Raw genomic sequence first — 15,524 nt, forward strand, 5'->3', positions numbered from 1 at the left:
ATGGAAGAAGAAAAATTGATGATTATTGATCCCCATGTACACATGACATCTAGAACTACGGATGATTATGAAGCTATGGCTGCAGCAGGTGTAGTTGCGGTTATAGAACCTTCTTTCTGGTTGGGGCAGCCTAGAACCCAAGTTGGGTCTTTTCAAGATTATTTTAGTAGTCTAGTGGGGTGGGAGCCTTTTAGGGCATCTCAATTTGGAATTAAGCACTACTGTACAATTGGCTTAAATTCTAAAGAGGCAAATAACATTCCTTTGGCAGAAGAAGTAATGGATTTATTGCCATTATATCTACACAAAGATAATGTTGTGGGTATAGGAGAAATTGGATACGATGACCAAACACCAGCAGAAGACCGTTTTTTTAGAGAGCAGTTAGAACTTGCCAAGACGTTCAATATGATGGTTCAAGTACATACACCACATAGAGACAAGAAAGCGGGCACCTTAAAAAGTATGGAGGTTTGTTTGGAACATGGTCTAGATCCTGGTATGGTGGTGATTGATCATAACAACGAAGAAACCGTTAAATCGGTTTTAGATAAAGGTTTTATAGCAGCTTTTACTATTTATCCTAAAACCAAAATGGGTAATCAACGTATGGTAGAAGTAGTGCGGAAATTTGGAAGCACCAATATTATTGTTGATAGTTCTGCAGATTGGGGTGTAAGTGATCCTTTGGCCGTACCTAAAACAGCGAACCTAATGTTGCAAAATGGTATTCCAAGAGAAGATGTGGTTAAAACTTGTTACCAAAATGCACTTGACTTTTTTGGTCGTTCAGGGAAAATGAAGCCAGAACATTGGTTAACTCCAGAGGCTATTGATCAACGAAAATTGTTTAATAACAATAGTGTATTAAGGGGCCAAGAGCCAAAAGTAGAAAACAATAAAATACTCTAATGGGTACTGTTTTTAAGGCCTATTTACAATTGTGTAGGCCAGCAAATTTACCTACTGCTGCAGCAGACGTGTTGGCGGGTTTAGCCATTTCTGGATTGTTTGGAAGTTTAGCGTATTTTGAATTTCCAAACTTTTTAAATAGTAACCTTATTTTGTTGGTTTTTGCATCGGTATTCTTATATGCTGGAGGTGTAGTACTAAACGATGTTTATGATTTTGAATTGGACAAAAAAGAAAGACCTGAAAGGCCAATACCTAGTGGAAGAGTAGCATACAAGAATGCCATGGTTTTTGGGTACACTTTGCTATTAATAGGTATAATTTGTGCTTTTTTGGTGAAATTAGAATGCGGTGTAGTAGCCATGGCATTGGCAACGGCTATCTTATCTTACGATAAGGTGGCAAAACACCATTCGTTTTTGGGCCCTTTGAATATGGGGATTTGCAGGGGGCTTAATTTATTTATGGGTATACTGTACGTGAATCAACTTGATAATTGGTTGTATGCCTTAATCCCTGTTGTTTTTATCTTTGCGGTTACATTGATTAGCAGGGAAGAGGTGCATGGCAAGAACAAGCTTAACATTGTTTTTGCAGGCTTATTATATACTTTGGTAATAGGGGCTGTAATCGTTTTAAATTACTTTTACGGTCTAAACGAGGGTGTTTCTTATTTGTTCTTTATTGTTCTTTTCGCATTTATGGTGTTTTTGCCTTTAATAAGGGCATACGTCAAGAATACGCCCCAGAATATCAAAAAGTCAGTTAAAGCAGGTGTATTATCAATTGTGCTACTAGATGCAGCTATGGCTGTAGGGTTTACCAGTATAGCGTACGGCATTGCTATACTTCTGCTTTTACCGTTATCTATCCTTTTGGCTAAAAAATTTGCTGTTACTTAACTATGGATTTTAATAAACTCACTACCATTAAACAAGCTTTTCAGGTAAATTACCAGTATGAGTTGCATTTTACGTCTTCGGTATTTCAAGCCGAAAATTCTTTGTTTCGAAGAATTATTGAAAATTATGCTCCAACTCGTCCTGTTAAGTGCTTGTTTATTATTGATGATAAGGTAAGCCAATTGCACCCAGAGTTAGTAAGTCAGATAAAAGCCTATTGTAAAGAAAATGAAAATCAGTTACAGTTTACAACCGCCTTGGTGGTTCCCGGTGGCGAGATAGCCAAAAAAGAACCCAATCATACCCAAACTATTTTAGCGGCAATCAATGATTTTGCAATCTGTAGACACTCTTTTGTGGTTGCGATTGGTGGTGGTGCACTAATAGATATGGTAGGTTACGCTGCTACAATAGCACATAGAGGTGTTAAATTAATACGTATACCTACTACTGTATTGGCACAGAACGATGCCGCTGTAGGTGTAAAAAATAGTATTAACGCCTTTGGGAAAAAGAATTTTTTGGGAACCTTTTCTTTGCCCTATGCCATTATTAACGATTTGGATTTTCTAGAAACATTAGAACAGCGAGATTGGATAAGCGGGGTGGCAGAGGCTATTAAGGTCGCATTAATAAAAGACAAGACCTTTTTTGAATCCATAGCAAATTCTGCAACGCAATTAGCGGCTAGAAAATTAGAACCAATGGCAAGGTTGATACATAGGTGTGCGGCATTGCATATGGAGCATATATCTAAAGGAGGTGACCCATTTGAAAGTGGATCTTCCCGTCCGTTGGATTTTGGGCATTGGGCGGCACATAAACTTGAGTACATGACCAATTACCGTCTGCGGCATGGTGAAGCCGTAGCTATTGGTATGGCTATAGACATAACTTATGCCTGTTTTATAAATCTACTATCTAAAGAAGAAAAAGACCAGATTATTCAAGTTTTGGAAACTATTGGTTTCGACTTGAGAATACCTATTGAGCAGTTTCAAATTAAAGAGTTGTTAGAAGGGATTGAAGAGTTTAGAGAGCATCTAGGTGGCGAATTGACCATTACTTTAATCAATGCTATTGGAACCAAAGTAGATGTGCATCAAATAGATTATCCGGTAATGGAGAAAGCAATTGCAGCTTTTATTAATTAAGAACTAAATACTAGTATGGAAATAAATAATAGACATTTAACCTATTGTACCAACATTCATGCTGGGGGTGATTGGGCTGAAACATTTGATTCCATACAAGAAAATTTACCCGCATTAAAACAAAGCGTTTCACCTAACAAAATAATGGGGTTAGGTTTAAGATTGAGTAACAAAGCAAGCTTAGAACTAGGTGAAAAAGATAACCTAGTTCAATTTAAAAAGTGGCTTGATCAAGAAGAATGCTATGTTTTTACTATGAATGGTTTCCCGTACGGAAATTTTCATGGTGAACCAGTAAAGGATAAGGTACATGCACCGGATTGGACTACGGAAGACAGGGTAAAATACACGCAACGTTTGTTTGGTCAACTGGCATTTTTGGCTCCTGCTAACATGGAGGCAGGTATTTCTACGTCTCCAATTTCTTATAAACACTGGTATAGTACTGAAGCTTCTAAAACTATAGCTTTTAGAACGGGAGCTAGAAATATGGTTCGTATAGCAGACTATTTAAATCGTCTAGAGAAAGAAACCGGGCGCTATATGCATTTAGATGTAGAACCTGAACCTGACGGATTTTTAGAGAATACCACTGAGGTACTCACTTTTTATAAAGATTACTTAATTCCTGAGGCACTAGTATTTTTTAATAATTCAGGTAAAACAGAAATCGAAATTACCGCTTTGGTAAAAAGGTATATAACACTATGCTACGATGTTTGCCATTATGCTTTAGCTTTTGAAGAGCCTGAATTTACTTTTGAGCAAATGCAAAAAGCGGGTATATCCATAGGAAAAATACAGGTTAGTGCGGCCTTGAAAATAGTATACGATGACAACCATATAGACATTATTTGGAAAACGTTAGAGGAGTTTAACGAGCCGGTTTACTTGCACCAAGTAACAGAAGAGAAAGCAGGGAAAATAGTAACGTATAACGATTTGCCGTTGGTCTTGGATAAGAAATCACCGTTTACAGAATTACGCTCGCACTTTCATGTTCCCATTTTTTTAGAAGATTATGGGGTATTAAAATCTACCCAAGACCAAATTTTAAAAGTATTGGCCTTGTTACAAACAAACCATGTAAGTAATCATTTAGAAGTTGAAACCTATACATGGGATGTTTTACCACAGGCCTTAAAATTACCTTTGGTAGATTCAATTGCAAGGGAATTAAATTGGATGAAAAGTAGGCTATAATGAAAAAGACCGTGGTAATTAATGTAGTAGGGTTAAGCCAACGCTTAATTGGGGAGTACACTCCGTTTATTAGTCAATTTTTGGCTAACGGTAAAGCAGCAGTTATAGAACCAGTGTTACCTGCGGTAACGTGTAGTGCACAAAGCACGTATCTAACAGGTAAATTACCTACGGAACACGGTATAGTAGGCAATGGTTGGTATTTTAAAGATGAATACGAGGTTAAATTTTGGCGTCAATCCAACGCTTTGGTACAGGCCCCAAAAATATGGGACGACTTAAAAGGCATAGACCCTAAATTTACTTGTGCCAATATGTTTTGGTGGTACAATATGTATTCTAATGCAGATTATAGTGTAACTCCTAGACCAAATTATTTAGCAGATGGCCGCAAGATTCCAGATATATATAGTAATCCAGCGTCGTTACGAGATGAATTGCAAGGGCAATTGGGAAGGTTTCCCTTGTTTCACTTTTGGGGGCCAAAAACAAGTATTAAATCTACAAAATGGATTGTAGATGCCACTATAGAGACCGATAAAAAGTACAATCCTACGCTTACCTTGGTGTACTTGCCACATTTGGATTATAACATGCAGCGCTACGGTCTCAATTTTGAAATAATTAAAAATGATTTAAAGGAAATTGATAGTGAAGTGGCCAAACTTGTTACTTATTATGAAGCACAGCAAGCCAATGTAATTTTGTTATCCGAGTATGGTATAACAGATGTTTCCAATCCCATTCATCTAAACAGACATTTAAGAAAAGCTAATTTATTGGGTGTCCGTGTTGAGCGAGGTTTAGAATTATTAGATGCGGGAGCAAGTGAAGCGTTTGCGGTAGCGGACCATCAAATAGCGCATGTATATGTCAAAAACAAAGAAAAGCTACCTTTAGTGGCTTCAATCTTAAAGGAAATTAAAGGTGTAGAACGGGTTATTCCCAAATCTGAATTGGATAACGTAGGTTTAGCGCACGACCGCGCAGGCGATTTTGTTTTGGTGGCAAATGCAACGAGCTGGTTTACCTATTACTTTTGGGAAGATGATGAAAAAGCTCCAGATTACGCACGTATGGTAGATATTCATAAAAAACCTGGATATGACCCTGTAGAGATGCTTACCAATCCTAGCGATAAACTAATTATGGCCAAAGTAGCTTGGAAGTTGGCCAAAAAGAAACTTGGTTTTAGGAGTGTGTTAGATATTATACCACTAAAGGCAGAATTGATTAAGGGTTCTCATGGTAGAAAACCAGAAGATAAGGCAGATTGGCCTATATTTATTAGTAATGCCAATCACTTAAATGTGCAATCCGAGATTTCGGCTACCGCAGTTTATGATCAACTTAAAAACCATATTTTATTATAATTATGAACCTATTTTTCAAAGTTTTAGCCGGTTTGTTCGCTATCCTATTTGGTTTTGCTATAGTAGTACAGTTTAATGATCCAGATGCTTTTAAATGGGTAATTATTTATGCTATGGCATTGTTAGCATCCATTTTGTTTATTTTTAACGCGCTCAAAATATATCAAGCTTTATTTTTAATGGCGTTCTATGTTGCATTAACGGTAATCTACTGGCCAAGTGTATTTGAAGGTGTGCAGTTAGATCAAGGTATGAAAACTGAAAATATAGAATTGGCTCGTGAATCTTTAGGTTCACTAATTGCAGCGGTTGTAATGCTGGTTTATGCGCTACGTATTAAGTTTGGAAAAACCTAAAAGTCTAAATCAAATTCCCTTCTAAGAATATCAAGTGCAGGGTTTTTCTCTCGTAGCTTTTCAAATTTCTCTTGAGGAGTAAACGCAAATTTTTTGGCCACCTCTTCGTTTACAGATATTTGAAGTTCTATATTATAGTTTTGTAATTTTTCCCTCAAGTATTGAATCAATGGTCCCTGTTCCCGTTCCACCTCTTTTTTCATGGTGCTATTGGGTAGCTCTATCCATAAGGTGTGTTCTCCTTTTTTTCTAGGTATATCTGCTTGTAGATTAGAAGCTAGTATCTTTTTACCGTTCTTTTCAATTTTATTTACAAAATCGTTCCAATGGCGTTGCATGTCCTTTTCCTCAAAAGGTTTTGTAGGTAGATTTTTATGGTCTACTTCATCTACCTTTTGGGACTCGTGTACTTTTTTAGCCTTTATGCTGGATAACGACAAGCCAGAAACCCGTTTTTTACGTTCAGTTAAAGATATACCAACTTTCTTTGATTCTTCTACGCTTTGGGTATTTGTTGCTTGTGCTGTTTCGGTTTCTGATTTTACCTTAGGTTGTACCACTTCTTTTTCTTCCGCAACTTGGCTTCTGGTATGGGGTAGGGTAACCTCCTCTGTTATACTATAATTTTTTGAGGGAGCTTTGGTAAACGGTTGTCCTCTAAAATAAGTGGCAGGTATTATAAAATCAGGCTTTTTTTTTTCAGCCTCAAAACTTAATGAAGCTAATTTCATTAAGCAAAGTTCTACTAGTAACCTTTGGTTTTTACTAGTTTTATATTGCAAATCGCACGTATTGGCCAGCTCTAAAGCGTTAAGTAGTAATGGTCTTTTAAATTGTTTGGCTTGTTCTAAGTATTTAGCTTTTGCTCCTTCCCCTACTTCTAATAGAATGTGTGTATCTGGGTGTTGACTTACCAATAAATCCCTAAAATGGGAGGCCAAGCCGGTAATAAAATGATGCCCATCAAAACCTAATGCCAAGGTCTCATTAAAATGAATTAGCAGTGAGGGAATATTATTTTCCAACATTAAATCCGTTGCCTTAAAAAAGGTATCGTAATCTAAAACATTAAGGTTTTCCGTAACGGCCAAACGGGTTAAATTATTACCAGAAAAGCTTACTACACGATCAAAAATAGAAAGAGCATCTCGCATGGCGCCATCTGCCTTTTGGGCAATTATATGCAAGGCGTCGTCTTCTGCGGTTATTCCTTGCTCTTCTGCAATGTATTTTAAATATTCCGCAGCATCTTTAACGGTAATCCGTTTAAAATCAAATATCTGACAGCGTGATAATATGGTGGGAATAATTTTGTGCTTTTCTGTTGTAGCCAGTATAAAAATGGCATGCTTTGGCGGTTCTTCCAACGTTTTTAAAAATGCGTTGAAAGCCGATTGAGATAGCATATGTACCTCATCTATAATATATACCTTGTATTTGCCTGTTTGCGGTGGTATTCTAACTTGGTCAATTAAGTTTCTAATATCGTCCACAGAGTTATTAGATGCCGCATCTAATTCAAAAATATTGAAGGCAAAATCTTCCTCCTCACTTTCGGTACCATCTTGGTTTATTTTTTTTGCCAAAATACGGGCACAGGTAGTTTTACCCACTCCTCTTGGGCCACAAAACAAAAGTGCTTGTGCCAAATGGTTATTGGCAATTGCGTTTTCTAAAGTGTTGGTAATTGCCTGTTGGCCTACCACATCTTTAAAAGTTTTGGGTCTATATTTTCTGGCAGATACAATAAATGGTTCCAAACGCTAATCTTAATGTGCATTACAAATATAAAAATTGAAGTGCTTTTGTATTGGTAACAAATCTAAAGGCATTCATCTTTTTATTAACAATTAAAGTATCTTTGCCAGCTGCAGGCCACCTTATCGCTGCCGTGTTTGGCACGGGAGAGGAAAGTCCGGACACCGTAGTGCAACATAGCGGGTAACGCCCGTCCGCCGAAAGGCGAGGACCAGTGCAACAGAAAGCAAGTACAGTTAGGCTGTAGTGAAACCAGGTAAACTCTATGTGGTGCAACGTCATGTATACCAACGCTTGAGGGTTGCACGCCCAAGTTGGAGGGTAGGCGGTTAGACCTTAAAAGTAATTTTAAGGCTAGATAAATGATAAGGACCCATTTTGGGAACAGAATCCGGCTTATGGCCTGCTTTTTTGTAAACTAGTTATTAATTGTTCAAAAGGATGTGTAGGCTTAACAAGAAGCTGTTTTTCTTCTTTCTTGTGATTTATCTATTGTTATTTTAAAATGGATAAAAAGGTCTGGAAATTCTTAGGAGTCATTTAGGAATTTGGCTTGCCTAATCTTCTTCTTCTAAACCAAAAAAGCTAAAAACATTACTACCATATTTCCGGTCTTCTAAAAAGTAGGGTAGCTGGTCCATTTTAGTTTGGGGGCTGTGTTCTACTATCAAAGTACCTTCTGGTAGTAACAGGTTATTCTCAAAGATTAATTCAGGAATTTTTGCAAATTGTTCTTGAGTAAATTCATAGGGTGGGTCGGCAAAAATAACATCGTATTGTAGCCTATGACGTTCTAAGAATTTGTAGACATCTATTTTTATTACTTCTATAGAAAAATCTAGTTCCTGGGCTGTTTTTTGAATGTATTTAATACAGCCCATGTGTTGGTCTACGGCTGTTATTTGCTTTGTTCCTCTAGAGGCAAATTCAAAACTTATGTTTCCGGTTCCTGCAAAAAGGTCTAACACTTGTAAATCTTCTATATAATAGCTATTGCGCAAAATATTGAATAAGCTTTCCTTGGCCATGTCCGTTGTAGGCCTCACAGGTAATTTTTTAGGGGCTACTAGCCTTTTACCTTTATATTTTCCAGATATTATTCGCATTTATAAGGAGCTTAATAGCGTTAAGTCTATTGCGTTTTTTTGATGAACATCTAGTTCATAAGCCGTATTTTCAGGTTCGGCTAAGTATATCTGTTTAATATACTTTTCCGTAAGTATAAAGTTTTCGTCTGCAATGTCTATACTTCCAAACAAATGGCAAGGCACTTTTTCGGTATCCAATCCTAATTGTTCGTACGTGAAAAGAATATAATAAAGGAAATCTTCTTTTGATAAATAATCAAATTGATTATATAACTTAAGTTGTTTGTGTTCTATAACGCATATTTCCAGTGTTTTAGGGGTAACATGTACGTAGCAGGTTTTTTGCTGTTTACTTTCCGCTAATAGGGTTTGTATTACGGCCAAGCTAGAATGTTTAAACTCAAATGCGCCAAATAGATTTAAAAGGTAATTGTTTATGTTCGTGAAAGGTACATAAACACAAATAATATCTTGGTTAGGAACTTGATCGTAAACAATCTGATCCGTTGCAAGGATTTTTGCGTTAAATTTTAGGTAATTAGCCAATTCTTCTGGATCAAATAGAGCTTTGGGTACCAAACTAAATAGGTTGTTTCTGTGTAAAACCACAACTTCATTAAAATCTACACCAGTAAGGTTGTGCTTTTCAATGGTAGCTTTTAATTCTTTTAGGAGAAGGTAAGGAGTTAGCTCTGTTTTGAACGTAACTTGGTCTACCATTTCTATTTTTTTAGAAATGGTGTCTAGTACACAAAAAGAAAGTCCATTCAAGCTTACCTGAATGGACAGTTTCTTAAAATTATTCTTAGAATCGGTCACCCCATTAATTTTCTAATTTTCTATCATAGATAGGAGGCCAGTTACCGTTAGTGCTAACCTCGGTTAAAGAGCCTACTTTAATTGTGTTTCCATTAACTTCTTCAACACTATTATGGGAGTTTTCCTTTGCTCTTAAATCATCTGGTTGATCGTAAAGAATGACATCTTTTTTAACGCTTACCTCAAATACAGGAGCTTTAAAACCACTCTTTTCAATAATATCCGTTTTCATATCAAACTTTACATCTCCTTGAGCATAAGGTACGTTCATCATAGAAGTGTAGCGGTTATCCTTACCAAATAAAGTATCTTTTACCTTTACAAATCCTAAAGTATCTACCACAACGGTATCTACCTGCATGTCTATCTGGAATCTTTTATCGTAACGCATAAAAGAAGAATCACGTTGCTGGGTAATAGTAAAGTTGGCCGTATCTATAAATTGGATAAGGCTATTAAAATCTTTAGCATATTTTCCGTTTACTTTTTTGTAGGCCTCTTGAGAATCTCTAATATCCTTAAGTTTGGCGATAACGGCAGCATAACGCTCTTCACGTACTTTATTAAACTCAATAGGAGCCATTACGGACTGATAGATTAAATAAGCAAAAACTCCGCATAAAATCCAAAGAGCTATTTGTAAAATGGTCTTCATTCTATATAGTATTAATTACATTTAGTGGTTAAAAGCAAATCTACAATTTTTTTTGAATGATGAAAGTTTTTGTCCTAAAAATGATGGCTATCTTTGACCAAGTATGGACCAACTTACACCTGAAAATTTTTACGTTTATTTAATTGACAAATTTCCACACAAGCCTACTACGCTGCAAGACTTAACGTTACGCCAATTAGCAGAGTTTGTAATGTCTAAATCAAGAGAACAACTTTTCTTGTTGAAAGGATATGCGGGTACAGGAAAAACTACTATAATTGGTAGCTTGGTAAAAAGTCTTTGGAAGGTTAAAAAAACCGCGGTGTTATTGGCACCAACAGGTAGGGCCGCCAAGGTTATGACCAATTATTCAAATACACAGGCGTTTACTATTCATAAAAAAATCTATTTCCCTAAAAAACAACAGGGTGGCGGGGTACAATTTACCCTTGCGCCCAATAAGCATAGAAATACCGTTTTTATTGTAGACGAGGCATCTATGATTCCAGATGCACCTTCAGATTCCAAATTATTTGAAAATGGTTCTTTATTGGACGATTTAATATTTTATGTATACAACGGTCATAATTGTAAGCTGGTTTTAATTGGTGATACGGCCCAGCTACCACCGGTTAAATTAGATTTGAGTCCTGCATTGGACGCCGGTAAATTAGAATTGAACTATAATAAAGATGTGAAAAAAATAGAATTGGACGAGGTAATGCGACAATCTATTACCTCCGGTATTCTTTTTAATGCCACCAATTTAAGAGAGCAACTGCAAGATGCGTTTTATACCGATTTTAAATTTTCTGTGACCGGTTTTACAGATATTGCCAGGTTGGTTGATGGTTATGAGGTACAAGAGGCCATAGATACTTCGTATGCAGAAAACGGTAAGGAAGAAACCGCCATTATAGTACGCTCTAATAAAAGGGCCAACTTATTTAATGAGAACATTAGAAGCAGAATTCTTTTTTTGGAAAACGAAATTTCTGTGGGTGATTTTATGATGGTGGTCAAAAACAATTATTTCTGGCTTAAACCAAATTCGGAAGCTGGGTTTATTGCCAATGGCGATATCATAGAAATCCTAGAGCTTTTTGCCATAAAAGAATTGTATGGTTTTAAATTTGCAGAAGTAAAGGTACAAATGGTAGATTACCCCAACCAAAAACCTTTTGAAACGGTTTTATTGTTGGATACCATTGCCGCAGAAACCCCTTCTTTATCCTATGAGGATGGCAATAGGTTATACCAAGAGGTAAGCCAAGACTATGCCCATGAAAAATCTAACTACAAGCGATTTTTAGGGGTTAAGAATAATAAGTATTTCAATGCATTACAAGTAAAATTTAGCTATGCTATAACTTGTCATAAATCGCAAGGCGGCCAATGGGACACGGTATTTGTAGAGCAACCCTACATGCCAAATGGCATGGATAAGGAAAATTTAAGGTGGTTGTATACTGCGATTACAAGAGCCAAGAACAAATTATATCTTATTGGGTTTAAGAAGGATTTTTTTCTTGAAGACGAATAGCCTATTTTTAAACAAATACATTTTGCCATGACTTCGGAAACCATCATCAGTATATTTTTAGGTATAGGCCTTGCTGCTTCTGCAGGTTTTAGGGTCTTTTTGCCACTTTTTGCTTTAAGTTTAGCTTCTTATTTTGGTGTTTGGGAACTAAATGATAGCTGGAATTGGATAGGAAGTCTGGCAGCCGTTTTAACTCTTGGCGCGGCAACTGTTTTTGAGGTTTTTGCATACTTTATTCCCTGGGTAGATAATGCCCTGGATAGTTTGGCTATACCATTGGCTGCCATTGCTGGTACGGCGGTAATGGTGTCTACAATTGCAGATTTAGATCCAGTTATAACATGGTCTTTAGCTATAATTGCAGGCGGGGGTACGGCTTCTGCTATAAAAGGTGCCAATGCAGCGGGTAGGCTTACTTCAACCGCTACAACAGGTGGTTTGGCAAACCCAGTGGTTTCTACGGTAGAAACCGGTACGGCGGTAGTTGTTTCTACTGCTTCTATTTTTGCGCCTATTGTGGCAGTACTATTAGTTATTGTAATTTTGGCAATCATTTTTAGGGTCTATAGAAAACTCAGACCACGATTTAAAAATTAAAACAACATCGCATACCCAATTTTATGAAGGTAATTTCCATGATACCTGCACGGTATAAGGCCTCTAGGTTTCCTGCTAAATTAATGCAAGATTTGGCTGGCAAGCCAGTTATTCTTAGAACCTATGAAGCGGCCGTAAACACCAAATTATTTCAAGCTGTTTATGTAGTTACGGATAGTAAAGAAATCTTCGATTTGATAAAAGAAAATGGGGGTGACGTAATTATGAGTAAAAAGGAACACGAGAGCGGTAGTGATCGTATTGCAGAAGCAGTTGCTGATCTAGATGTTGATATTGTGGTAAATGTTCAAGGAGACGAACCGTTTATAGATCAAGAAAGTTTAGAAAAGGTAATCCAGGTTTTTAAAAAGGATTCCCAAAAAGAAATAGATTTGGCATCGTTAATGACACCCATAACCGATTGGGAGGAAATAGAAAATCCAAATACCGTTAAGGTAATTGTAGATAACCAAGATTTTGCACTCTATTTTTCCCGTTCACCTATTCCTTATCCGAGGGAAAAACAAGGGGGAGCTACATATTACAAACACAAAGGTATTTACGCCTTTAGAAAAAAGGCTATTCAAGATTTTACACAGCTACCCATGTTACCCTTAGAGGCCACGGAGAAAATTGAAGCCATTCGCTTTTTAGAATACGGCAAAAAAATTAAAATGGTAGAAACGCATGTAACGGGTGTAGAAATAGATACCCCGGAAGATTTGGAAAGAGCACGTAAGGAATGGAAGTAGATTACAAGAAGATTAAAGTTATAGGCTTTGATGCAGATGATACCCTTTGGGTAAACGAAACTTATTTTAGGGAAACTGAAGAGCGTTTTGCAACTTTATTGGAAAATTATGAAACCAAAAACAAAGTAGACCAAGAACTCTTTAAAATGGAGATAAAAAATCTTGACCTCTACGGTTATGGAATCAAAGGTTTTGTATTATCCATGATAGAGTCTGCTTTAGACCTTTCCCAAAATAAAATTCCGCAAGAAACTTTGGTAGAGATATTGGATTTGGGTAAAAAAATGATTTCCCAACCGGTTGAGTTACTAGATGGGGTAAAGGAAACTTTAAAGACTTTGAGTGATAAAGGTTACCGATTAATAGTATTGACTAAAGGTGACTTGCTAGACCAAGAGCGGAAGTTAGAAAAGTCTGGTTTAAGCAGCTACTTTCATCATGTAGAGGTGTTGAGCGATAAGAAAGAAAGCAACTACAAAAACCTCTTGGAACACCTAGAGATAGATGTAGATGAATTTTTAATGGTAGGGAATTCCATTAAGTCAGATGTTATACCCTTGGTAAACCTTGGCGCCAAGGCCGTTCATATTCCATTCCATACTACTTGGGTACACGAAACGGTTAGCGCCAAAGAAGAACAAGAGAGCGATTATCTAAAATTAAATTCGATAAAAGAGCTTATACCTCTTTTTAATTAAAACCAAATTGGTTTATAAAGTACAGAACACTGGAACAGACTAAAACATACAAGAATTTTCCAATGGTGCCCAGAGTGGTGTTTGGCCGAGGTAGTTTTGCAAGTATAGACACCATCTTAATGCCAAAACGTAGAAATTCTGAGGCCCCATTTATTTACTTAGTAGATGCCTTTTTTGAAGGTACGGATTTACACACAAAAATACCCCTGTTATTTGACGACCAGATTATTTACATATCTGCAGAAGAAGAGCCCAAAACAGAACAAGTAGATGCATTGGTAGCCAAATTAAAGGCAGACTATACCGAGTTACCGTCTGGAATTATTGGAATAGGAGGTGGCACCCTTTTAGATATGGCCAAGGCGGTTGCCCTGTTAATGACCAATCCTGGGTCATCTGCAGATTATCAAGGGTGGGATTTAATACAACGGCCCGGTTTATACCATGTAGGCATACCCACTATTAGTGGTACTGGTGCAGAGGTATCTAGAACTGCGGTTCTAATGGGGCCTGAAAAAAAATTGGGCTTAAACTCAGACTACACCACCTATGACCAAGTAATTTTAGACCCTAATTTTTTGGCAACTGTACCCAAAGAACAGTGGTTTTATACCGGTATGGACTGTTTTATTCATTGTGTGGAATCTTTGGAGGGTACTTACCTTAATGCCTTTAGTGAAAGTTATGGAGAAAAAGCCTATGACTTATGTAAAGAGGTATTTCTAGGAGATATTCCAAAATTGGAGGCAGAAGAAAAATTGATGATGGCCTCTTGGCATGGCGGTATGAGTATTGCTTATTCTCAAGTAGGCGTGGCACATGCCATGAGTTACGGGTTATCTTATGTATTAAGTACCAAACATGGTATTGGTAATTGTTTGGTTTTTCAGTTTTTAGAAGAATTTTATCCTGAAGGCGTGGCACTATTTAATAAAATGATGCAAAAACATAACATTTCCTTACCTAAAGGGATTTGTGCTAATTGCACCGATGCTGAATTGGAACTAATGGCCAAAATAGCGTTGGGTATGGCACCGTTATGGGAAAATGCATTGGGTCCTAATTGGGAATCTAAAATTTCCAAAGAAGATTTAATCGCCATCTACAAAAAGATTTAATGGCAAAATGGCTTTCCCATATAATCTTATTTAAAATTATGGGTTGGAAATTCAATGGTGAATTTCCAGATGTTAATAAATGCGTCATTGCCGTTATACCACATACCCATTGGATGGATTTTGTTGTAGGGGTCTTATGTAGAAGTATCATCAACAAGAAAATGCATTTTATTGGTAAAAAAGCATTGTTTAAACCACCATATGGATGGTTTTTTAGGTGGATGGGAGGTACTCCTGTAGACCGGTCTAAGAACAGTAACCTAGTACAGTCCGTTGCCGCAATTTTTAACCAGAAAAAAGTATTTAGGTTGGCCTTGGCTCCAGAAGGTACAAGGAAGAAAGTAACTGATTTAAAAACAGGGTTCTACTACATTGCATTAAGTGCCAAGGTTCCCATTGTACTAGTAGCCTTTGATTTTGGTAAAAAGGAAGTCAAATTTAGTAAGCCTTTTGATCCCACGGGCGATTACATTAAGGATTTAAACTACATACGTACGTTTTTTAAAGGGGTAACAGGTAAAATTCCACAGTACAGTTATTCCTAAACCAGTTGTAATTAGATTTAACAATCATCGTTTTTTTTAACAGAATTTGGC

General features: G+C 36.9%; 16 protein-coding genes and 1 other RNA gene. 13 read left to right on the plus strand and 4 right to left on the minus strand.

Annotated elements, in window-relative coordinates; translation table 11 throughout:
- Genes BUL40_RS09080 through BUL40_RS09105 form a run of 6 tightly spaced genes read left to right on the plus strand, consistent with a single transcriptional unit; the run spans window position 1 to window position 5,900 of the window.
- Window positions 1-912: a TatD family hydrolase gene (locus BUL40_RS09080; protein ID WP_080318996.1), complete on the plus strand. Its 912-nt coding sequence runs from the start codon at window positions 1-3 to the stop codon at window positions 910-912.
- The gene (gene eboC / locus BUL40_RS09085; protein ID WP_080318997.1) at window positions 912-1,814 is read left to right on the plus strand and encodes a UbiA-like protein EboC; all 903 of its coding nucleotides are present in this window, start codon (window positions 912-914) and stop codon (window positions 1,812-1,814) included. The genes BUL40_RS09080 and eboC overlap by 1 nt, the downstream gene beginning before the upstream one ends.
- A 2-nt stretch (window positions 1,815-1,816) precedes the next feature.
- Window positions 1,817-2,968 (plus strand): 3-dehydroquinate synthase, encoded by a 1,152-nt coding sequence (locus tag BUL40_RS09090; RefSeq protein ID WP_080318998.1) that lies wholly within the window; start codon window positions 1,817-1,819, stop codon window positions 2,966-2,968.
- Between the two features lie 15 nt (window positions 2,969-2,983).
- Window positions 2,984-4,171 carry a metabolite traffic protein EboE gene (gene eboE / locus BUL40_RS09095; protein ID WP_080318999.1) on the plus strand — a complete coding sequence of 396 codons (1,188 nt, stop codon included), beginning with the start codon at window positions 2,984-2,986 and terminating at the stop codon, window positions 4,169-4,171.
- Window positions 4,171-5,544 carry an alkaline phosphatase family protein gene (locus BUL40_RS09100; RefSeq protein WP_080319000.1) on the plus strand — a complete coding sequence of 458 codons (1,374 nt, stop codon included), beginning with the start codon at window positions 4,171-4,173 and terminating at the stop codon, window positions 5,542-5,544. Before eboE ends, BUL40_RS09100 begins: the two co-directional genes overlap by 1 nt.
- Before the next feature lie 2 nt (window positions 5,545-5,546).
- Window positions 5,547-5,900 (plus strand): transmembrane 220 family protein, encoded by a 354-nt coding sequence (locus tag BUL40_RS09105; protein ID WP_010519726.1) that lies wholly within the window; start codon window positions 5,547-5,549, stop codon window positions 5,898-5,900.
- Here BUL40_RS09105 and BUL40_RS09110 read toward each other — a convergent pair.
- On the minus strand, window positions 5,897-7,660 hold the full coding sequence (locus tag BUL40_RS09110) for a DNA polymerase III subunit gamma/tau (RefSeq protein WP_080319001.1): 1,764 nt from the start codon (window positions 7,658-7,660) through the stop codon (window positions 5,897-5,899). The genes BUL40_RS09105 and BUL40_RS09110 overlap by 4 nt on opposite strands.
- Before the next feature lie 107 nt (window positions 7,661-7,767).
- On the opposite strand from BUL40_RS09110, the gene rnpB reads away from it, so the two are divergent.
- An RNA gene (gene rnpB / locus BUL40_RS09115) (RNase P RNA component class A) lies at window positions 7,768-8,072 on the plus strand.
- A gap of 143 nt (window positions 8,073-8,215) precedes the next feature.
- Here the strand turns inward: rnpB and rsmD are convergent.
- The 3 genes from rsmD to BUL40_RS09130 are packed head-to-tail and all read right to left on the minus strand — an operon-like array spanning window position 8,216 to window position 10,220.
- Window positions 8,216-8,764 (minus strand): 16S rRNA (guanine(966)-N(2))-methyltransferase RsmD, encoded by a 549-nt coding sequence (rsmD, locus tag BUL40_RS09120; protein ID WP_080319002.1) that lies wholly within the window; start codon window positions 8,762-8,764, stop codon window positions 8,216-8,218.
- Window positions 8,765-9,565, minus strand: a complete 801-nt coding sequence (locus tag BUL40_RS09125) for a DUF3822 family protein (RefSeq protein ID WP_080319003.1) — start codon at window positions 9,563-9,565, stop codon at window positions 8,765-8,767.
- Between the two features lie 4 nt (window positions 9,566-9,569).
- Window positions 9,570-10,220 (minus strand): hypothetical protein, encoded by a 651-nt coding sequence (locus BUL40_RS09130; protein ID WP_080319004.1) that lies wholly within the window; start codon window positions 10,218-10,220, stop codon window positions 9,570-9,572.
- A 103-nt stretch (window positions 10,221-10,323) separates the two neighbouring features.
- Between BUL40_RS09130 and BUL40_RS09135 the strand changes: the two genes are divergently transcribed.
- The 6 genes from BUL40_RS09135 (at window position 10,324) to BUL40_RS09160 (ending at window position 15,473) form a co-directional block, all read left to right on the plus strand.
- The gene (locus BUL40_RS09135; protein WP_080319005.1) at window positions 10,324-11,763 is read left to right on the plus strand and encodes an ATP-dependent DNA helicase; all 1,440 of its coding nucleotides are present in this window, start codon (window positions 10,324-10,326) and stop codon (window positions 11,761-11,763) included.
- A gap of 27 nt (window positions 11,764-11,790) precedes the next feature.
- Window positions 11,791-12,360, plus strand: coding sequence for a DUF4126 domain-containing protein (locus tag BUL40_RS09140; protein ID WP_010519720.1), 570 nt, complete (start codon window positions 11,791-11,793; stop codon window positions 12,358-12,360).
- Between the two features lie 23 nt (window positions 12,361-12,383).
- Complete coding sequence (kdsB, locus tag BUL40_RS09145; protein ID WP_080319006.1) at window positions 12,384-13,112, plus strand: 3-deoxy-manno-octulosonate cytidylyltransferase; 729 nt, start codon at window positions 12,384-12,386, stop codon at window positions 13,110-13,112.
- On the plus strand, window positions 13,103-13,810 hold the full coding sequence (locus tag BUL40_RS09150; protein ID WP_080319007.1) for an HAD family hydrolase: 708 nt from the start codon (window positions 13,103-13,105) through the stop codon (window positions 13,808-13,810). Before kdsB ends, BUL40_RS09150 begins: the two co-directional genes overlap by 10 nt.
- A gap of 62 nt (window positions 13,811-13,872) precedes the next feature.
- Window positions 13,873-14,928: an iron-containing alcohol dehydrogenase family protein gene (locus BUL40_RS09155; protein ID WP_080319008.1), complete on the plus strand. Its 1,056-nt coding sequence runs from the start codon at window positions 13,873-13,875 to the stop codon at window positions 14,926-14,928.
- Window positions 14,928-15,473: a 1-acyl-sn-glycerol-3-phosphate acyltransferase gene (locus BUL40_RS09160; protein ID WP_080319009.1), complete on the plus strand. Its 546-nt coding sequence runs from the start codon at window positions 14,928-14,930 to the stop codon at window positions 15,471-15,473. The genes BUL40_RS09155 and BUL40_RS09160 overlap by 1 nt, the downstream gene beginning before the upstream one ends.
- Window positions 15,474-15,524: the final 51 nt, after the last annotated feature.

This window comes from Croceivirga radicis (assembly GCF_002072105.2).
GTDB lineage: Bacteria > Bacteroidota > Bacteroidia > Flavobacteriales > Flavobacteriaceae > Croceivirga > Croceivirga radicis.

Coding starts and splice junctions, on each gene's coding strand:
- BUL40_RS09100 (WP_080319000.1), top strand. CDS start 4,171: ATGAAAAAGACCGTGGTAATTAATGTAGTAGGGTTAAGCCAACGCTTA.
- kdsB (WP_080319006.1), top strand. CDS start 12,384: ATGAAGGTAATTTCCATGATACCTGCACGGTATAAGGCCTCTAGGTTT.
- BUL40_RS09130 (WP_080319004.1), bottom strand. CDS start 10,220: ATGAAGACCATTTTACAAATAGCTCTTTGGATTTTATGCGGAGTTTTT.
- BUL40_RS09160 (WP_080319009.1), top strand. CDS start 14,928: ATGGCAAAATGGCTTTCCCATATAATCTTATTTAAAATTATGGGTTGG.
- BUL40_RS09155 (WP_080319008.1), top strand. CDS start 13,873: ATGGTGCCCAGAGTGGTGTTTGGCCGAGGTAGTTTTGCAAGTATAGAC.
- BUL40_RS09150 (WP_080319007.1), top strand. CDS start 13,103: ATGGAAGTAGATTACAAGAAGATTAAAGTTATAGGCTTTGATGCAGAT.
- BUL40_RS09080 (WP_080318996.1), top strand. CDS start 1: ATGGAAGAAGAAAAATTGATGATTATTGATCCCCATGTACACATGACA.
- BUL40_RS09090 (WP_080318998.1), top strand. CDS start 1,817: ATGGATTTTAATAAACTCACTACCATTAAACAAGCTTTTCAGGTAAAT.
- eboE (WP_080318999.1), top strand. CDS start 2,984: ATGGAAATAAATAATAGACATTTAACCTATTGTACCAACATTCATGCT.
- BUL40_RS09140 (WP_010519720.1), top strand. CDS start 11,791: ATGACTTCGGAAACCATCATCAGTATATTTTTAGGTATAGGCCTTGCT.
- BUL40_RS09135 (WP_080319005.1), top strand. CDS start 10,324: ATGGACCAACTTACACCTGAAAATTTTTACGTTTATTTAATTGACAAA.
- BUL40_RS09105 (WP_010519726.1), top strand. CDS start 5,547: ATGAACCTATTTTTCAAAGTTTTAGCCGGTTTGTTCGCTATCCTATTT.
- rsmD (WP_080319002.1), bottom strand. CDS start 8,764: ATGCGAATAATATCTGGAAAATATAAAGGTAAAAGGCTAGTAGCCCCT.
- eboC (WP_080318997.1), top strand. CDS start 912: ATGGGTACTGTTTTTAAGGCCTATTTACAATTGTGTAGGCCAGCAAAT.